A 17569-nucleotide genomic window follows, 5' to 3' on the forward strand; every position below is an offset into this window, starting at 1 on the left:
TAATAAAGAGTGATTATAAATTGAAATTATTAAAAAGTAGAAAGAAAGAGAACTTATGAACATTCAAGAAGAAATTAAAAAACGCCGTACCTTTGCCATCATCTCTCACCCGGACGCGGGTAAAACGACTATTACAGAGCAATTGCTCTATTTTGGGGGAGAGATTCGTGAGGCAGGTACTGTAAAAGGAAAGAAAACAGGAAACTTTGCTAAGTCAGACTGGATGGATATCGAGAAACAACGTGGGATTTCGGTAACCTCATCTGTCATGCAGTTTGACTACGATGGGAAACGGGTAAACATCCTAGACACTCCAGGACACGAGGACTTTTCAGAAGATACCTATCGGACCTTGATGGCGGTGGATGCTGCGGTCATGGTAGTGGACTCTGCCAAGGGTATCGAGGCCCAAACCAAGAAATTGTTTGAGGTTGTCAAACACCGCGGGATTCCAGTCTTTACCTTTATGAACAAGTTAGACCGTGACGGTCGTGAGCCACTGGATCTCTTGCAAGAATTGGAAGAAGTTCTAGGTATTGCGAGCTACCCGATGAACTGGCCAATCGGGATGGGGAAAGCCTTTGAAGGCTTGTATGACCTCTATAACCAACGTTTGGAACTCTATAAAGGGGATGAACGCTTTGCTAGTCTGGAAGATGGGGACAAACTATTTGCTAGCAACCCATTCTACGAGCAAGTCAAGGATGACATCGAACTCTTGCAAGAAGCTGGAAATGAATTCTCAGAAGAAGCCATCCTTGCGGGTGAATTGACTCCGGTATTCTTTGGATCAGCCTTGACTAATTTTGGTGTGCAGACTTTCTTAGAAACCTTCCTCAAGTTTGCTCCAGAACCACACGGTCATAAGAAGACAGATGGAGAAATTGTCGATCCTTACGACAAAGATTTCTCAGGATTTGTCTTTAAAATTCAAGCCAACATGGACCCTCGTCACCGTGACCGTATCGCCTTTGTCCGTATCGTATCGGGTGAATTCGAGCGTGGTATGAGTGTTAATCTCCCTCGTACTGGTAAGGGAGCTAAGCTGTCAAATGTTACTCAGTTTATGGCTGAAAGTCGTGAGAATGTCACTAATGCCGTAGCTGGAGATATCATCGGGGTTTACGATACCGGTACTTATCAGGTTGGGGATACACTAACTGTTGGAAAAAATAAGTTTGAGTTTGAACCATTGCCAACCTTTACACCTGAGATTTTCATGAAAGTTTCTGCTAAAAACGTCATGAAGCAAAAATCTTTCCACAAGGGAATTGAGCAATTGGTGCAAGAAGGAGCTATTCAGCTTTATACCAACTACCAAACAGGTGAATACATGTTGGGTGCCGTTGGTCAATTGCAGTTTGAAGTCTTCAAACACCGTATGGAAAATGAGTACAATGCAGAAGTGGTTATGAGCCCAATGGGTAAAAAGACGGTTCGCTGGATCAAACCTGAAGATCTGGATGAGCGTATGTCTTCAAGCCGAAACATCCTTGCCAAAGACCGCTTTGACCAGCCTGTTTTCCTCTTTGAAAACGACTTTGCCCTCCGTTGGTTTGCAGATAAGTATCCGGATGTAGAGTTAGAGGAAAAGATGTGATTCAGTAAGTCTACTTGATTGCAAAGCAATCTAAGTAGACTTACTGAATCACTAACTTAGTTTTACAAATGGAATCGATTTGTAAAACTAAGTGTCGTAATCTAATAAACACTATCCACTAAGACGGTTTACCTAAACGCTTCACTAGGCAAAGCCCACGAATCGATACCATTCGTGGGCTTTGCCGTCGTAACAGAAAGGAAGTGGTCTAGCTACCTGTCTTACTAACTGCGTTTGGCAAATGAAATCGATTTGCCAAACTCTGTGTCGTAGTTCAGTAAATTTATGTGGTTGTATAACAATCTAAGTAACTAACGCCAAGTTTCTATGGAACTTGGCTAGGCGCTCCACTAGTAAAACTTTCCGTCGTAAGGATTAGATAGTGTATTACCTACCTGCCTTACTAACTCATCGACGAAAAATAATCGTTTTCGCCTCTTCGTGTCGTAATGCTCTGTGTCGTTATCTAACAATTGGTAACAGTTAGAAAGTGGTCTAGCTGCCTGCCATTGTCATACTAATTGCGTGTTGTAGCGGAAAATGAGTACCTTAGTTGGTCCCATACCTCAAATCTATTGAAAAAAGCCAAGAAAAATATCTTCTTGGCTTTTCTTGTAGGCTGGTGTTAACAAAATTCCTAAAACTCCGCCCTGGTGAGGGACGGAGTTTAGGAGGTCTTTTTTAGGTCGCTAATCGGTAAACAGCTTCAGCATAGATATCCATAGCATGATAGAGATCATCTAGGATTGCATATTCATTTGCTTGGTGTTCCGTTTGCTCTCTTCCTGGGAAGAGGGCACCAAAAGCGACACAGTTTGGCATCGTACGTGCAAAGGTTGCACCGCCAGATGATAGAGCAGGACTATTGTCACCAGTTTTTTCTTCATAAACCTGCATGAGTGTAGTGACGAGCATACTATCTCTTGCCACGTAAAGTGGTGCTAGGTAGTCAAATTCTTGGTAGCTAAGTTGGTAAGATTTTGCACACTCTATCAGCTTATTGACAAGTTCATCCTTGTCAATAAGGACTGGGATTCGGATATCAATTCGAATCTCAGAACTTTCGGGAGTAATGATTAAGGCGGCCACATTAAAGGATAAATGTCCAGAAGGCTGGTCACTGATATCACCAAAGATTCCTTTTCCTTGACCCTCTTGACCAACTTCTTTGGCAAGAAATGTAAGTGCAGGATGGGATTGAATGGAATCAAGGACGGTGGCTAGTCGAATGACTGCATTAATCCCTTGACTGGCATCCTTGGCATGCTTAGATAGTCCTAGAACAGTAAGGGACTGATCATTTTGTTGATAATCGTAGCCAGCAGCTATTAGACCTTCTTGGAGTTGTTCCATAAGTGGTCCTAGATAAGTTGCCTTATCAGGTACGACATTGAAAGCTCCACCTATATCTAAGGCGAGTTGTTCTGATCCAGGTCCATGAAGTTTGACCTGAAGGAGCCCTTTTTCTGCATAGGTTAATGGGAATGATGAGTCAGGAGCAAATCCCATGCTGGCCTGTTCTTCAAGGGCATTATATCTTGCCATGCAACGCCAAAGAGTTTCCTCATCAGTACCAAATATGAAACGAACCCGTTTTTTGAATTGAATTCCTTGGTCAAGTAAGCTTTTGACTGCGTAAAGGGCTGCAAGAGAAGGTCCTTTATCATCCTGCGAGCCCCGACCATAAATCCGCCCATCTCTGATACTAGCTTCAAATGGAGGAGTTTCCCACTCTGTCAAATCGCCTGCAGGAACTACATCTAGGTGGCAGAGGATGGCAAGGAGATCCCCCTCACCAACTTCTGCATACCCATAATATCCTTGAGTATCAAGATAGGTTTTAAAACCAAGATCTTGACACAAGTCTAGCGTTTTTTTCAGGACATCTTGAATGGCTTGACCAAAGGGAGTGCCATTTTCACCTTCATTGAGAACAGAAGGATAAGAGATGATTGTTTTCAAACTTTGAAGAAAATCCTCTTTGATTGATTCTGTAATATAGGATTTCATCCGTATTTCCCCTTTTGACTATAAGAATGGCACTAGGGTACCCAAGATAAGAAGTAGAATACTTGCAATGACAATTGAGATGACAAGTTTTCCGACAAATTTCCACCAAGTTCCAAGGCTGACACGACCGAGAGCAAGAGCTCCCATGACAATACCTGAAGTAGGAGTCACTAGGTTAAGGACACCAGATGCAGATTGGTAGGCAGTAACAATCAGGCTGGCTTTGACATTGACAAATTCTCCAAGAGGAGCCATGATCCCCATGGTTGCACTAGCCAGACCAGATGAAGAAGGAATGAGGAAGGACATAGGTAGGTAGAAGATATAGGTTAATACGATGAAGATTTGAGGAGAGAGACCTTGAAGGCCAACTTCACCCCAATGTAGAATGGTTGCAGTAATCATACCATCGTTCATGATAACTTGGATACCACGAGCAACCGCACAAATCAAGGCTACTGAAAGCAAATCTGCAGCACCAGTTAAGAAGGTAGAGACGATTTTTCCTTCTTTAAGACCATAGACAACACCAATCAAGATCCCCATGACGGCAAAGAGCATAGCGCCTTCTGGGAAGTACCAGCTACCGAATGGTTGAGCAGATGAACCGATGATGCCTCCGATTACAGGAAAACCGATTAACCAATTTTTGAAGTCTTCAAAGATAGTAACATGCAAATCAACCCAAGGGATGAAACTTGCAATCATAATGATAAAGGTTACTACAAATAAAGCGAGGACATGTTTTTGTTTCTTGCTCAAGGTAGATGGTGCATCATCGTTTTCTGAAACATTAAAGTGTTTGATATCTTCTTCGCGTTGAGCGTAAACGAGTGATTTAGTAGGATCTTTTTGAATCTTTTCTGCATAACGATAGACAAAGTAAGTGCTGATACCTGTCATTACGAACCAGAAGATAACACGGAGAATAACACCATCCATGGATGAAATGCCTGCAGTATCAGAAGCAATAACAGTAGCAAATGGATTCAATGTAGATGCCAAACAACCAACTTGAGAACCTAGTAAGATGATGGCTACGGCAGTAATACTATCAAAACCAACTGCCATCATCACAGGAATAAGAAGGGGATAGAAGGCCATAGTTTCTTCTCCCATACCATAAGTAGTTCCTCCAAGTGCGAAGAGGGGCATGAGGATGAGAATCAACATTTTTTCGCGGCCCTTATATTTTTTAACGATGGAGGCAATTCCTACATCGAGTGTACCAGTAGCATTTACGACACCAAGGAAACCTCCGACCATAAGGATAAAGAAGGCAACGTCGATAGCTGCGCTGGTTGGTTTGTGACCGAGCATGGCACGAATTGGTGCCATGAGGACATCGTAAATCCCTTGAGGATTTGAGTCAACAGTTTGATAGGTACCTGCGATGAGGTTACCTGCTTCATTGGTATCATACTTACCTGCTGGAATGATCCAGGTTAAAAATGCCATGATGGTAATGATGATAATCAAAACAGTGTATGCTGAAGGCATTTGAAACCTTTTTTTATTTTCACTCATTTGTTTTTCCTCCTAAACTATGTCACACAGTATAAAAACGAATGATGTGGCAAGAGTGCTGACTAAACTTTCTTGAAAGGTATGACTAAACTATTCATCTTTCACGATGATTGTTCCACTTTCAGATTCAATCAAAGCTCCTAGATTGATAAGAGAAGTGATAACTGCTTTTCCTGCTGGACGATTAGTCACAAAATCAATGGCAGCTTGGATTTTTGGTAGCATACTACCAGGAGCAAATTGCCCCTCTTGAATGTATTTTTGAAGTTGACTTACAGTTACCCGTTCCAACTTTTCTTGATTTGGTTTGTTATAGTTGATATAGGCATAATCGACGCCAGTTAAAATGATGAAGAGATCTGCTTCGACTAGCTCTGCCAAGCATTGCGATGCAAAATCCTTATCGATGACAGCTTCTACTCCTGAGAAGTAACCGTTTTCATTTTTGGTTATAGGAATACCTCCACCGCCTGCTGCGATGACAATTTGTCCCTTGTCCAAGAGTGTGCGTATACTATCGATTTCTTTGATATAAACAGGTTTTGGAGAAGCCACTACCTTACGCCAACCACGACCTGCATCTTCTTTAAAGTTAGCCCCAGTTTTTTCGCTTTCTGCTTTAGCCTCTTCTTCTGAGTAGAATGGACCAATGGGTTTACTTGGATTGAGAAAGGCAGGATCATTCTTGTCCACGACAACTTGTGTGACAACAGAAACGACAGTTTTATCAAGATGAATATCCTGTAAAGCATTTTCCAGAGCATTCTGGAGCCAAAAACCGATGCTACCCTCTGTCATAGCAACAAGTGAATCGAGAGGAAAGGCAGGGTTTTTTTCGGAATTCGCTGCTAGGTTTTGGAGGAGGAGGTTACCGACTTGAGGTCCATTGCCATGGGTGATAATCAATTCATCGCCATTTTGGATGAGTTTCACCAGATGGCGTGCTGTTTCTGCTAGAGCAGCTTCTTGAGCTTGAGCAGATGGATCTGTGGATAGAATGGCATTTCCTCCAAGAGCGACAACGATTTTACGATGAGACATGAGCGCTCCTTTCTTTTGGATGAACAAAAGCAAATTTTGGTTAAAAGCTTGGATTTGGAAATTGAGAAGAAAGACTTTTGACAGACGAGTTGAGTTGAAATTGCGAATAACTGGAAGACAGTTAATTGTTATTGTTATGAGGTTTTTGCTTGAATGGTGACTATCAGCAAACTCCAACTCAGAGCTCGTAACTATTACAAAAAGGGACCGGACTAAAACACTAGTCTCAGCCCCTAAGCTGTTTCTTATAGTTTGTATCACACTTTAGGAATGTAGAGATTTCCTAGTGTAGCAGCCATAACGGCTTTAATGGTGTGCATACGATTTTCTGCTTGATCAAACTGACGAGCATATTTGCTATGGAAGACCTCATCAGTTACTTCCATTTCTTTAACGCCAAATTTCTCATCTACTTGTCTGCCATAGATTGTGTTTGTATCATGAAAGGCTGGTAAGCAGTGGAGGAAGATTAAGTTTTCATTGCCTGCTTTCTTAACAAGATCCATATTGACTTGGTAAGGTTTTAGCAAAGCGACGCGTTCTGCAAACTTATCTTCTTCGCCCATAGATACCCAAACATCAGTGTAAAGGACATCAGCCCCTTTTACAGCTTCGTCAGCATCTTCTGTGATGAGAATGTGAGCCCCACTTTCTTTGGCATATCCCTCAGCCAGAGCAACAACTGCTTGATCTGGGAAAAGTTCTTTTGGTGAAAAGACATGAACGTTCACCCCAAGGATGGCTCCTGTTACTAGAAGGCTATTGGCAACATTATTACGGCCGTCACCACAGTAAACCAAAGTCAAACCTTCAAGATGTCCGAAATTTTCTAGTACTGTCAAATAGTCTGCAAGCATTTGAGTTGGGTGCCATTTATCCGTCAAGCCATTCCAAACAGGAACACCAGAGAATTTAGCTAATTCCTCAACCATATCTTGACTAAAACCACGGAATTCAATACCATCAAACATATGTCCCAAAACTTTTGCGGTATCTTCAGTAGTTTCTTTTTTACCTAGTTGAATATCGTTGGCCCCTAGGTATTCTGGATGTGCACCAAGATCAATTGCTGCAGTAGTGAAGGCTGCGCGTGTACGTGTAGAAGTTTTTTCAAATAAAAGAGCAATATTTTTACCAGCTAGATAGCGGTGTTCGATGTTTCGTTTTTTAAGATCCTTCAAGTGAGCTGAAAGTCCAATCAAATATTCGAGCTCTGCACGGGTAAAATCTTTTTCAGCTAGAAAACTTCTTCCTTGAAATACTGAATGTATCATTCTATATATCCTTTTCTAACAAGCATGATTCTGCTAGCAGATGCTAGGCAGAAATAGGAAGAATCTAAATGTCTTCGCGTTCAAACGGCATTGACATGCAACGAGGTCCACCACGACCGCGTACCAATTCCCTTCCACGAATCTTAATTAAACGAAGTCCGTATTCTTCAAGTTTTTTATTAGTCACAGTGTTGCGTTCATAAACGACTACGACACCTGGTGCAATAGCGAGAGTGTTAGAGCCATCATTCCATTGTTCACGAGCAGCTGCAACGATATTCCCATCACCACAAGGAATGAGTGTAACTTTTTCTAAACCAAGGTTTTGAGCAAGGAGTTCTGCCAAATCTCCTTTTTCTTCAACAATCTTGAGTTTTTCATTTTCGTAAGTAACAGAATAAACGCGAAGGTTGCCTTGGATTTCAGGGTGGATTGTAAATTTGTCATAGTCTACCATGGTGAAGACGGTATCCAAGTGCATGAACTTACGGTTGTTTGAAAATTCAAAAGCCAAAACTTTCTTGAAGCCAACATTCTTTTTGAAGATATTAACCAAAAGTTTTTCGATAGAAGCAGCATCAGTGCGCTGAGATATCCCAACTGCTAGGACATCTTTGGAAAGAACAAGTTCATCTCCACCTTCAATACGAGTAGTTTCTTCACGGTTATAGATGAGCTCTACCTTACCTCCATAGATTGGGTGATGCTTGAAGATGTACTTACCATAAAGTGTTTCGCGATTGCGTGTATCGGCGTACATGTGATTAAGTGATACTGCATTCCCGATAGTCGCAAATGGGTCGCGAGTGAAGTAAAGATTTGGCATTGGATCGATGGCAAACGGATAGTTAGATTCAACCAAGTCAGTTAATCCTTTGCCTTCTTCAGGGATGTCAGGTAATTCAACTTTTTGAACACCTGACATTGTTTTCTTGATCAGTTCAAGGTTGTCGTCAATATCATGAAGCAGTTTTCGGATGGCATTTTTAGTTTGTCGACCACGAATATTTGCTTCGTTGAGGTATTCTTCGATGAACTGGTCACGTATTTCAGGAGAAGTTAATGATTCAGCAGCCAATTGTTCAAGATAGAGCACTTCGATTCCTTCGTCACGGAGTGCCTGAGCAAAGGCGTCGTGTTCACTTTGGGCATCTGCTAAGAATGGGATGTCATCAAAGAGCAACCTCTCAAGGTGATCTGGCATCAAGTTTTCTAATTCTTGACCCGGACGGTGCAACATAACTTTTTTCAGTTTTCCAATTTCTGAGAAAACATGAATTGGATGTGAAGACATGGGAATCCTCCTTTTTTCTCGTGTGTACCAAATTATATTGGTATCGCTTACAAATTAATAGTATCACAAATTAATATGCATTACAAGAGATATGATAAGGCCTAAAAGGCTTTAAAATGCCTATTTCAAAGGATTTCTTACATTTTTTTATAAGAATATTCACAAATATACATGTTGAATTAACTTATTTTTATATTCTATAAAATTTATGCATAAAAATATTTTTAAAATTTTTTTAAAAATTTTTTTAAGTTGGTAGAAAAAATGAATTTTTCCGAGATAAAGTGCTGTTTGAAACAAAAAAATCCCTTAGAGCAGGACGATTGATCTAGCCTAAAGGAATGGATAGTTGGGTATTAGATACCGAAATTTTTCATAAAAATTGTGAAGAGTGCCAGTAAGATGAAGCTGATACTATTAAGTAGCATATGGACCGAGATAGACATTTCCAAACGTCTGGTACGATAAGCAGTCCAAGAGAGGACGGCTGACATCCAACCATAAATCAAGAAGGAAGGGAGATTAGAAGGCATATGTGCAAGAAGGAAGATTAGCCAACCAATGACATAGCCAAACTTTTCGTAGCCTTGGAAGAGTTTGGTAGGAATAATCCCGCGACAAATGATTTCTTCACAAATAGGTGCGATTAAAACGATGAGGAAGAAACTGCTAATCAGAGAGCTTTCAGAAACAAGGTTGTTAATTACTTGTTGATTAGCAGTTGTTGTTTGTTTCACGAGTTGTAACCAGATTCCACCCACAAGATTTCCAACATAAATAGCTAGATAGCTTAAGACAATGCGAGGAAGATCGTTAATGGTGAGAAGTTTAGATTTTAAATCCAGCAACTTGCTCTTATGGGCTCCGTATAAAAAGATAGCAAGTACAAGAATCGAAATAAGGGACACAAGAATTGTTGACCAGATTGGATTAAACTGAATTTTAGTTAGTATAGCTAGAGTTAGCATAGGAGTCTGAGATAGAAAGATAGCTACTAACAAAATCCCAAACCAAGCGAGTCGTTTACGAAAATCTTTAAAAAAGTTCATTGATGTATCTCCTAAAAAATTTTTATTAATTATAACATAATTATTGCAAGGATTCTATTTGTTACCATAAGAGGAAGGTACAAACGACAAATAGAATATCCCGAATCAAATGACTGTAGAATGACACCTCTTGTCTTAAGTTTTTTGGGAATAAAAAACTGAGAAATAAAGCGCCAAGGCCAATATAAAAAGCGATGGATAAAATGGTGATTGGATTACGTAGGAAGATTAAAATGGAAATGAAGATGATGGAAAATCTCACTTCCTTGCTACTGGAATTTTTTTGCAACCTTCTCCATTTTTCCAAGGGGAAAAAGGTAATAAGATCAACTCCAAAGAGAAAAAAGAAGGAGGGGAGGATGAGTTCTACAGCTTCTTTTTGAAGTAAGTTGACAGTAACGATAGTATCTGATAGAACCATCCCAACCCCGCAGAGGTTGACCACAATCATCATACTATAAAATAAAAAGATAAAGCGACTCCTATCAATCAGTCTATCTCTTTTCAGGTTGTGATTAGATAAATAATGCATAAAGGCACAAGACCCAGATAAGCCCAATAAAGCCAGTAGAAAATAAAAACAGGATTGTTTGAGGGCCAGAGAGGTTCCAGACCAAAAGATACAACTACAAAATGCCAGTTGGATTAAGGCAAAGAACAAGAGTAGTCGAATTGATTTTATGACTTTTTCCATAAAGTATCCTCTATATTTTTTTCTTATTATAGCTAAAAGATAGGAGAGAAAAATCCTTAAATTCCCAATTGTCGATTTTTAGAGCTGTCTTGTCTTTTAAACTAAAAAATCCCCCTTCAAGGGTTCCTTGAAGAGGGGAGATAGGTTGTACAGTTGATTGTTCTAACGTTTAGACCAAGTGCGCTTCATAAAGAGCAGTATGATTGGATAGATTTCAAGACGTCCTGCAATCATTGCAAAAGATAGTAGAAGTTTTGAAAATGGACTAAAAATTGAGAAACTTGCAGTTGTTCCTAAAATAGGACCGATATTGTTAAAACAACTGAAAACAGCACTCGTGACAACCATTAAATTATTGGTATCTAAACTGACGATGAAAATCAAACTGAGTAGAATCATGATATAAACCACAAAATACTTCAGGATCTTGTGCTGGGTATCCTTATCAATAACCGTTTGATTAACCTGAAGGGTTAACACACGGTGAGGTGATATGGTAGACAAGATTTGATTTTTAGCAATTTTAGATAGGATGACTCCACGGATGACCTTGAGACCACCAGCGGTAGAACCAGCAGAACCACCGATTGCCATCAGCATTAGCAAGATGTATTGAGAGAACAAAGGCCAGTTCGTGATATCTCCATATCCAAAACCGGTAGTGGTAATGATGTTAGATACTTGGAAGAAGGCCATCTCAAAACTTTGAGAAACTCCGCTATAGAGGTGAAGCGTGTTGAGTGTGATTAGACCAGTAGATATGGCTACAATCAAGAGATATGCTCGGAGTTCTTCATCAAAAAAGAATTCCTTGATACGACGGAGCATGAGGTAGTAGTAGAGATTGAAATTGACACCAAACATCAAAACCCCGACACTTGTCAGATAGGTGATGAGAGAGCTTTGGTAGTGGGCAATACCGTCGTTATAGACAGTGAAACCTCCAGTTCCAGCGGTTCCCATAGCAATAACAAAACTATCGTAGAGTGGCATCCCAGCAAGGTAATAAATAACCACAAAGAGGGCGAACATAGCCAGGTAGAGGATGTAGAGGATCTGAGCTGTGTTTTTAAGCCTAGATACCACTTTACCAAATACTGGGCCAGGAACCTCTGCCTTCATAACTTCTAAGTGGCTATTTTTAGCGTTGTCCATAATCGCTAAAGCAAACACCAGCACCCCCATCCCTCCGATGAGATGGGTAAAGCTACGCCAGAATAGAAGAGAACGGCTTAAGACAGAAACATCGTTGAGGATAGTTGCTCCTGTCGTTGTAAAGCCAGAACTAATCTCAAAGAAGGCATCTATGAGATTGGGGATTTGTCCAGAAAAAACAAAAGGAAGAGCTCCAAAGAAAGACCAGAGGATCCAACATAGAGCAACAATCAAGACCCCTTCTTTTGCATAGATACGTTGTTTTTTTGGCTTGCTAATGATGCCGAGAACTCCTAGAACCACAAGTATACCAATAGTAGAAAAAAGAGCTGTGAAAACTTGGCTAGATTCTCGATAATAGAGAGCAACACTAACAGGAACTAAGAGTAGTACAGCTTCTATCAAGAGCAATTTTGCGAGAAGAAAGCGAATCATACTTCTATTCATGGCTTACCTCTCTAGCAAATCGTAAATCTTGGTGATATTTGACAGTAGTGTGATAACCACTAGCTTATCACCGACTTGAAGACTATCTTCACCAGTTGGGAATATAGTTTTTCCATTACGAATAATAGCAGCAATCAACAAATCTTTTTTGAATTTAAGTTGAGACAAGGGTTTGCCAGTCATTTTATTGGCTTCCTTGATGAGAAATTGAAGTGTCTCAAGCTGTCCATTTGCAAGGTGGTGCATAGCCTGAAGGTCTGAATATTGAGCATTAGCACGACCATGGATAAAGTGCATAATGGTATCGACAGCGATTGTTTTTGGTGTGATGATACTAGAAAACTCTGGAGCATGGATAATCTCTAGAAGGCTGGTTCGGTTGACCTTAGTGATATTTTTCTGAACACCTACACTATCTAAGAACATAGAAGTAATGATATTTTCTTCGTCAACGCCAGTAAGAGTTGCGACAGCATCGTAATGTTGAGCACTTTCTTCTAGGAGAATATCTTTTGCCGTTCCGTCACCTTGTACAATATAGAGTTTGGGATATTTTTGGCTGAAAAATGCTGCACGATCTGGATTGAGCTCAATGACCTTGGTATCGATACGGCTATCCTTTAAAATGCCAACGAGATAGTAAGCGATTTTTCCTGCACCGACAATGAGCAAGCTCTTAACAACACGAGATTTGACATAGTTATGAAAGAGCATCATATCAACTCGATCACCTGTAACAAAGATTCGGTCCTTGTCTTGGAGGACCATATCTCCACTTGGAATCATGAGCTTATGGTCTCGCTCAATAGCACAGACGATCACATTGCCAAACTTTTTCCGAAAGTCTGCGATAGACATCTGACAAATATTGCTATCCTTACGGACAACAAATTCCATTAGACTAACCAAACCACCTGCAAAACGCTCAACAGATAGAGCATTTGGGAAATCGATAATATTAGCGATAGCACGAGCTGCAAGGAGTTCAGGATTGACAATCAGAGAGAAACCTAGAATATTTTTTTCTTTGAAATAGGGGTTGGAATATTCAGGATTGCGGACACGAACAATAGTTTCTTTAGCCCCCATTTTTTTAGCCAGAAGAGCTGAAACCATGTTGACTTCATCATACTGAGTCATAGCAATAAAAATATCACAGTCTTGGACATTAGCTGCTTCTAGTATAGCAAAATCAGCTCCATTACCTGCAATTCCCATAATGTCAAAACGGCTTGTCATGTAGTTAAGAACAGTTTCATTTTGTTCAATGAGGACAACATCATGATTGTCAGCGACAAGCGAACGACAGAGGGCAGAACCAACTTTCCCCCCTCCGACAAGAATAATCTTCATGTTATATAACCTACTTTTTCAATATGTATCTATCATACTCTTTTTTAGAATAAAATGCACTCGGCAACCGACTCTTTTCATTATTAGGGTGGAAAATTGTCTCATTAATAATCTTACTTGTTCAAAATTTAAGATATAAATCAGCTATTTTCGTCTAATTCTAATGAATATAGAAGCATTTTTAACTAATGTAAATATGTTTGTAAAAAAATTGAAAAAATCAAGTCATTTCTATTGACAATCAAGCTGAAAGTGATATACTAAAACAGTAGTTTCGCTGATTTACTTCAAACCTGTTGTGAGGTAAGTTAACGACGCCTTAACCACGCTGTTTGCTGAGCTTGACTCCGGGCAGTGTGGCTATTTTTTTGCACTAGTGAGAGGAAACAAGGCATGACAAATCACATTGTATTATTTGAACCCCAGATTCCACAAAATACGGGTAATATTGCTCGTACTTGCGCAGCAACGAATGCGCCCCTTCATATTATCAAACCGATGGGTTTTCCTATTGATGATCGTAAGATGAAGCGGGCAGGTCTAGATTATTGGGACAAGCTTGAGATTCATTTTTATGATAGCTTGGCTGATTTTATGGGAAAAATGGATGGTCAGCTCTACCTGATTTCCAAGTTTGCAGAAAAAGTCTATTCAGATGCAGATTTCACGACAGAAGGAGATCATTATTTTCTCTTTGGGCGAGAAGATAAGGGCTTGCCTGAGGAATTTATGCGTGAGCATCCAGAAAAGGCTCTCAGAATTCCTATGAATGATGAACATGTTCGTAGTCTGAATGTATCTAATACAGTATGTATGATTGTCTATGAGGCTCTCCGACAACAAAACTTTGTGGGTCTCGAACTGGTTCACACTTATGAAACAGATAAATTGAAATAAACACTTAGATAAAATGCTTGCGCTTGCAAGCTTTTTTTGTTATCATAAAGGGGTCTTCAGGGCTGGGTGTAATTCCCGACCGGCGGTGACTTTTACTAGCTATTTTGGCTTACTCGTCGTTGTCTTGTCTCGATATACTTAAGTATCATCTTCGACTGCGGCGCCTAGATTAATCCAAAATATCTTAGTAAAAGAAGTCCGCGAGCGCAAGCTGATGTGGTGAGATTCCACAACCGACAGTATAGTCTGGATGGGAGAAGACGAAAGAATGGCTTTGTCTATTCTAATTGATTTTTTATAGGTAAATTGCAACCGCTTGCTTAAACAGAGTGAGGGGAAACTTTTGGAATATAAAAATAGAGGGTAGATAGAGGAATCCTTTCCAACTTCTTCTGATTTTATAGAAAATTGGAGGAACCTGTTATGACAAACACACGTCGACTTTCGACCATTGCAATTCTATCAGCGCTTTCATTTGTGTTGATGTACTTTGACTTTCCGCTTTTGCCAGCGGCATCCTTCTTGAGGGTTGAGTTCAGTATTTTACCGGTCCTTGTGGGCTTGGTAGTCTTGGATTTACCAGCAGCTTTTGGAGTGCTTTTCCTTCGGTCCTTGTTGAAAATCCTTTTGAACAATCAAGGGGTTAGTACCTATATTGGTTTACCGATGAATATTGTTGCCTTGGGAGTCTTTGTGCTTGCTTTTGGTTTGATTTGGAAAAAAGAGCGAACAACTATGCGTTTCGTCCTAGCTTCACTAGCTGGTACGCTTGGTTTGACTCTAGCTATGCTAATTCTGAACTACGTCTATGCTGTTCCTTTGTACGCTAAGTTTGCTAATTTTGATATTGAGAAAATCTTAGGATTGAGCAACTACCTGATGACTATGGTCTTGCCTTTTAATCTGATTGAAGGTATTATCTTTGCCATCTCTTTCTGGTTGTTGTTTGTCCTTTTGAAACCAACTTTAAAATACTATGAAAGATAAACAAACATATTTGATGAAGGGCTCTTTTGCCCTTTTGCTTTTTGTAATTTTAGGTTATATTGTTAAGTTTTACCCTAATATGCTGATTGGCTTTGATCAACCAATCCAGACTGCTATTCGAGGTGACTTACCTGCTTCCTTGACCTTCCTTTTCAGAACAATCACACATTTAATTGATATCCCAGTCATTATCACTTGGGTTCTCATTGTAGCTTTTATTTTTTACCGTAAGCAATGGAAACTGGAAAGTTATCTCATGCTGGGGAATTTGACTTTAGCTGGAATCTTAATCGTAACTTTTAAAAATATCTACCAACGACCTAGACCAGAAATAGTACATCTAGTAGAGGAAAAAGGTTTTTCTTTTCCTAGTGGACATTCTCTAGCTGTGACGCTCATGGTAGGATCTTTGATTGTGATTTTGAGCCAACGGATTAAGAATACAACTTGGAGAAAAGTCGTGCAAATCTTGCTAAGTCTATATCTCGTTAGTGTATTGGTATCCAGGGTCTATCTGGGAGTTCACTACCCATCAGATGTGATTGCCAGCCTTTGTGTAGGCCTAGGAGTTTTGTTTATGGAGTTTCCTTTCTATGATAAACTGCGTTTTCAATGGCGCTTCAAAGGAAAGCAGAAGTAGGAATTGCCCCTTCTTGAGGAGATAAAATGGAAGTCAACATAAAAGATCTTCATCCGACTCAACTATACTTATCAGAAAAGAAGTTACAAGATATCCAGATGCTTTATCAGTCGAAAGAAAAGCCCAATATCAATCCAATCAGTGTTCTTGCATATGGAAATTGCTTCTTGATTACAGATGGGCATCACAGGGCTTATCAGGCTTTGTTGGTAGGCCAGGATACAATTTCTGCTGAGTTTGATAGAGATGGAGGTGACGAACTATATCATCTCTATGCGCAAGCTTGTGAGAAAAGAAAGATATACTCTGTTCTGGATTTAAAAAATCATATCTTACCCCAAGATGAGTATGAAGCAAAATGGTATAACTGGTGTGATGGTTTTAATCAAGCAGTGGAGCTAGTATTAGGAGTAGAAAATGATGACAAAGATCATTCAGATAGATGATTCCTTACGTTTAGTTCCCTATTTTTTAGCAGATCATCATGATGCAGCTTTGGCCTGGTATCAAGATGTGGATTTGGTAGAACTTGTAGACGGTATTAGAATACCCTATAGTTCAGAAAAATTAAATGCTATGTATTCCTATTTAGAGAGTCACGGGGATTTGTTCTGGATTGAGTTTCGAGAAAAGGGAGAGTGGCTTCCAATTGGGGATGTAACCTTATCTCAGGAGAATCTTCCTATTGTGATTGGCAATCCGACTTATCAACATCAGGGACTTGGACGCAAGGTTTTGAAGGTTTTGATTGATCTAGCTCGTCAAAAGGGTTGGAAACAATTGAACGTTCAAGAAATTTACACTTTCAATCGGATTTCTAGAAGATGTTTTGAGTCTCTTGGTTTTGTGGAAAGCGGTGCTACTGAAAAGGGCTTGAGTTTTGTACGGACTTTAATCGAATGAATGCTTTCCATCATGGTAGAAGATTTTGAAGATTGATTTCACCAAAAAATGTAACATAAAGAAATATCAAAAATAAAAATATCTCTTGCATTTTTTTAAAAATAGTGTATAATAGATGGGTATGTGTAAAGCATACTTGTGGGAGGTAAAAATCTCTAAATTACCGCCAAAACCACAAAGGAGGATTTAAAAATGGCTAAAAAAGTCGAAAAACTTGTAAAATTGCAAATCCCTGCTGGTAAAGCTACACCAGCTCCACCGGTTGGACCTGCTCTTGGTCAAGCTGGTATCAACATCATGGGATTCACAAAAGAGTTCAACGCTCGTACTGCTGACCAAGCTGGTATGATCATTCCAGTTGTTATCTCTGTATACGAAGACAAATCATTTACTTTCGTTACAAAAACACCACCAGCTGCTGTTCTTTTGAAAAAAGCTGCAGGTGTTGAAAAAGGATCAGGTACACCTAACAAAACTAAGGTTGCTACAGTTACTCGTGCACAAGTACAAGAAATTGCAGAAACTAAAATGCCAGATTTGAACGCTGCAAACATTGAGTCTGCAATGCGTATGATCGAAGGTACTGCTCGTTCTATGGGATTCACTGTTGTTGACTAATCAATAACATCCCTATATAACCCGCAAGACTTCATCATTTCGAGAAGTGACGTGGGAGATGAAAATCGATTGAACCACTT

At 39.8% G+C, this 17569-nt stretch carries 16 protein-coding genes and 1 riboswitch; of the genes, 7 read left to right on the plus strand and 9 right to left on the minus strand.

The window, feature by feature from the left end:
- The first annotated feature begins 55 nt into the window (after positions 1 to 55).
- Positions 56 to 1600: a peptide chain release factor 3 gene (locus AB2B50_RS06895; RefSeq protein ID WP_001025409.1), complete on the plus strand. Its 1545-nt coding sequence runs from the start codon at positions 56 to 58 to the stop codon at positions 1598 to 1600.
- Between the two features lie 681 nt (positions 1601 to 2281).
- Here the strand turns inward: AB2B50_RS06895 and AB2B50_RS06900 are convergent.
- The 9 genes from AB2B50_RS06900 to trkA all read right to left on the minus strand — a co-directional run bounded on the left by AB2B50_RS06900 (position 2282) and on the right by trkA (position 13444).
- Complete coding sequence (locus AB2B50_RS06900; RefSeq protein ID WP_320692781.1) at positions 2282 to 3610, minus strand: dipeptidase; 1329 nt, start codon at positions 3608 to 3610, stop codon at positions 2282 to 2284.
- Between the two features lie 18 nt (positions 3611 to 3628).
- Positions 3629 to 5137 (minus strand): YfcC family protein, encoded by a 1509-nt coding sequence (locus AB2B50_RS06905; RefSeq protein ID WP_320692780.1) that lies wholly within the window; start codon positions 5135 to 5137, stop codon positions 3629 to 3631.
- Between the two features lie 90 nt (positions 5138 to 5227).
- Positions 5228 to 6178, minus strand: a complete 951-nt coding sequence (gene arcC / locus AB2B50_RS06910) for a carbamate kinase (protein WP_075228481.1) — start codon at positions 6176 to 6178, stop codon at positions 5228 to 5230.
- A 257-nt stretch (positions 6179 to 6435) separates the two neighbouring features.
- A complete protein-coding gene (argF, locus tag AB2B50_RS06915) occupies positions 6436 to 7449 on the minus strand; it encodes an ornithine carbamoyltransferase (protein WP_320692838.1) in 1014 nt (337 codons plus the stop codon).
- Between the two features lie 67 nt (positions 7450 to 7516).
- On the minus strand, positions 7517 to 8746 hold the full coding sequence (gene arcA / locus AB2B50_RS06920; protein ID WP_320692779.1) for an arginine deiminase: 1230 nt from the start codon (positions 8744 to 8746) through the stop codon (positions 7517 to 7519).
- Positions 8747 to 9102: 356 nt separating this feature from the next.
- Complete coding sequence (locus tag AB2B50_RS06925) at positions 9103 to 9795, minus strand: CPBP family intramembrane glutamic endopeptidase (protein WP_320692778.1); 693 nt, start codon at positions 9793 to 9795, stop codon at positions 9103 to 9105.
- A 61-nt stretch (positions 9796 to 9856) separates the two neighbouring features.
- Positions 9857 to 10489 carry a hypothetical protein gene (locus AB2B50_RS06930; RefSeq protein WP_320693308.1) on the minus strand — a complete coding sequence of 211 codons (633 nt, stop codon included), beginning with the start codon at positions 10487 to 10489 and terminating at the stop codon, positions 9857 to 9859.
- Between the two features lie 162 nt (positions 10490 to 10651).
- Positions 10652 to 12091: a TrkH family potassium uptake protein gene (locus AB2B50_RS06935; RefSeq protein WP_320692777.1), complete on the minus strand. Its 1440-nt coding sequence runs from the start codon at positions 12089 to 12091 to the stop codon at positions 10652 to 10654.
- A 3-nt stretch (positions 12092 to 12094) separates the two neighbouring features.
- A complete protein-coding gene (gene trkA / locus AB2B50_RS06940; protein WP_320693309.1) occupies positions 12095 to 13444 on the minus strand; it encodes a Trk system potassium transporter TrkA in 1350 nt (449 codons plus the stop codon).
- 393 nt (positions 13445 to 13837) lie between these two features.
- Here trkA and AB2B50_RS06945 point away from each other — a divergent pair, with 393 nt between their 5' ends.
- The 6 genes from AB2B50_RS06945 (at position 13838) to rplK (ending at position 17489) form a co-directional block, all read left to right on the plus strand.
- Positions 13838 to 14341, plus strand: coding sequence for a tRNA (cytidine(34)-2'-O)-methyltransferase (locus tag AB2B50_RS06945; RefSeq protein WP_320692775.1), 504 nt, complete (start codon positions 13838 to 13840; stop codon positions 14339 to 14341).
- A gap of 48 nt (positions 14342 to 14389) precedes the next feature.
- Positions 14390 to 14607, plus strand: a riboswitch (FMN riboswitch).
- Between the two features lie 157 nt (positions 14608 to 14764).
- Positions 14765 to 15328: an ECF transporter S component gene (locus AB2B50_RS06950; protein ID WP_320692774.1), complete on the plus strand. Its 564-nt coding sequence runs from the start codon at positions 14765 to 14767 to the stop codon at positions 15326 to 15328.
- Positions 15318 to 15968 (plus strand): phosphatase PAP2 family protein, encoded by a 651-nt coding sequence (locus tag AB2B50_RS06955; RefSeq protein ID WP_049503048.1) that lies wholly within the window; start codon positions 15318 to 15320, stop codon positions 15966 to 15968. Before AB2B50_RS06950 ends, AB2B50_RS06955 begins: the two co-directional genes overlap by 11 nt.
- Before the next feature lie 26 nt (positions 15969 to 15994).
- Positions 15995 to 16414, plus strand: coding sequence for a chromosome partitioning protein ParB (locus AB2B50_RS06960; RefSeq protein ID WP_320692773.1), 420 nt, complete (start codon positions 15995 to 15997; stop codon positions 16412 to 16414).
- Complete coding sequence (locus AB2B50_RS06965) at positions 16389 to 16871, plus strand: GNAT family N-acetyltransferase (RefSeq protein ID WP_320692772.1); 483 nt, start codon at positions 16389 to 16391, stop codon at positions 16869 to 16871. Before AB2B50_RS06960 ends, AB2B50_RS06965 begins: the two co-directional genes overlap by 26 nt.
- A 192-nt stretch (positions 16872 to 17063) precedes the next feature.
- Positions 17064 to 17489, plus strand: coding sequence for a 50S ribosomal protein L11 (gene rplK, locus AB2B50_RS06970; protein WP_001085808.1), 426 nt, complete (start codon positions 17064 to 17066; stop codon positions 17487 to 17489).
- Positions 17490 to 17569 lie beyond the last annotated feature (80 nt).

Source organism: Streptococcus fermentans (assembly GCF_040888305.1).
GTDB lineage: Bacteria > Bacillota > Bacilli > Lactobacillales > Streptococcaceae > Streptococcus > Streptococcus fermentans.

Excerpts from the sequence above, each read along its gene's own strand:
- arcA (WP_320692779.1), bottom strand. The coding sequence starts at position 8,746 with ATGTCTTCACATCCAATTCATGTTTTCTCAGAAATTGGAAAACTGAAA.
- AB2B50_RS06900 (WP_320692781.1), bottom strand. The coding sequence starts at position 3,610 with ATGAAATCCTATATTACAGAATCAATCAAAGAGGATTTTCTTCAAAGT.
- AB2B50_RS06935 (WP_320692777.1), bottom strand. The coding sequence starts at position 12,091 with ATGAATAGAAGTATGATTCGCTTTCTTCTCGCAAAATTGCTCTTGATA.
- AB2B50_RS06945 (WP_320692775.1), top strand. The coding sequence starts at position 13,838 with ATGACAAATCACATTGTATTATTTGAACCCCAGATTCCACAAAATACG.
- AB2B50_RS06950 (WP_320692774.1), top strand. The coding sequence starts at position 14,765 with ATGACAAACACACGTCGACTTTCGACCATTGCAATTCTATCAGCGCTT.
- AB2B50_RS06895 (WP_001025409.1), top strand. The coding sequence starts at position 56 with ATGAACATTCAAGAAGAAATTAAAAAACGCCGTACCTTTGCCATCATC.
- AB2B50_RS06905 (WP_320692780.1), bottom strand. The coding sequence starts at position 5,137 with ATGAGTGAAAATAAAAAAAGGTTTCAAATGCCTTCAGCATACACTGTT.
- AB2B50_RS06955 (WP_049503048.1), top strand. The coding sequence starts at position 15,318 with ATGAAAGATAAACAAACATATTTGATGAAGGGCTCTTTTGCCCTTTTG.
- rplK (WP_001085808.1), top strand. The coding sequence starts at position 17,064 with ATGGCTAAAAAAGTCGAAAAACTTGTAAAATTGCAAATCCCTGCTGGT.
- AB2B50_RS06925 (WP_320692778.1), bottom strand. The coding sequence starts at position 9,795 with ATGAACTTTTTTAAAGATTTTCGTAAACGACTCGCTTGGTTTGGGATT.
- trkA (WP_320693309.1), bottom strand. The coding sequence starts at position 13,444 with ATGAAGATTATTCTTGTCGGAGGGGGGAAAGTTGGTTCTGCCCTCTGT.
- AB2B50_RS06930 (WP_320693308.1), bottom strand. The coding sequence starts at position 10,489 with ATGGAAAAAGTCATAAAATCAATTCGACTACTCTTGTTCTTTGCCTTA.
- arcC (WP_075228481.1), bottom strand. The coding sequence starts at position 6,178 with ATGTCTCATCGTAAAATCGTTGTCGCTCTTGGAGGAAATGCCATTCTA.
- AB2B50_RS06965 (WP_320692772.1), top strand. The coding sequence starts at position 16,389 with ATGACAAAGATCATTCAGATAGATGATTCCTTACGTTTAGTTCCCTAT.
- AB2B50_RS06960 (WP_320692773.1), top strand. The coding sequence starts at position 15,995 with ATGGAAGTCAACATAAAAGATCTTCATCCGACTCAACTATACTTATCA.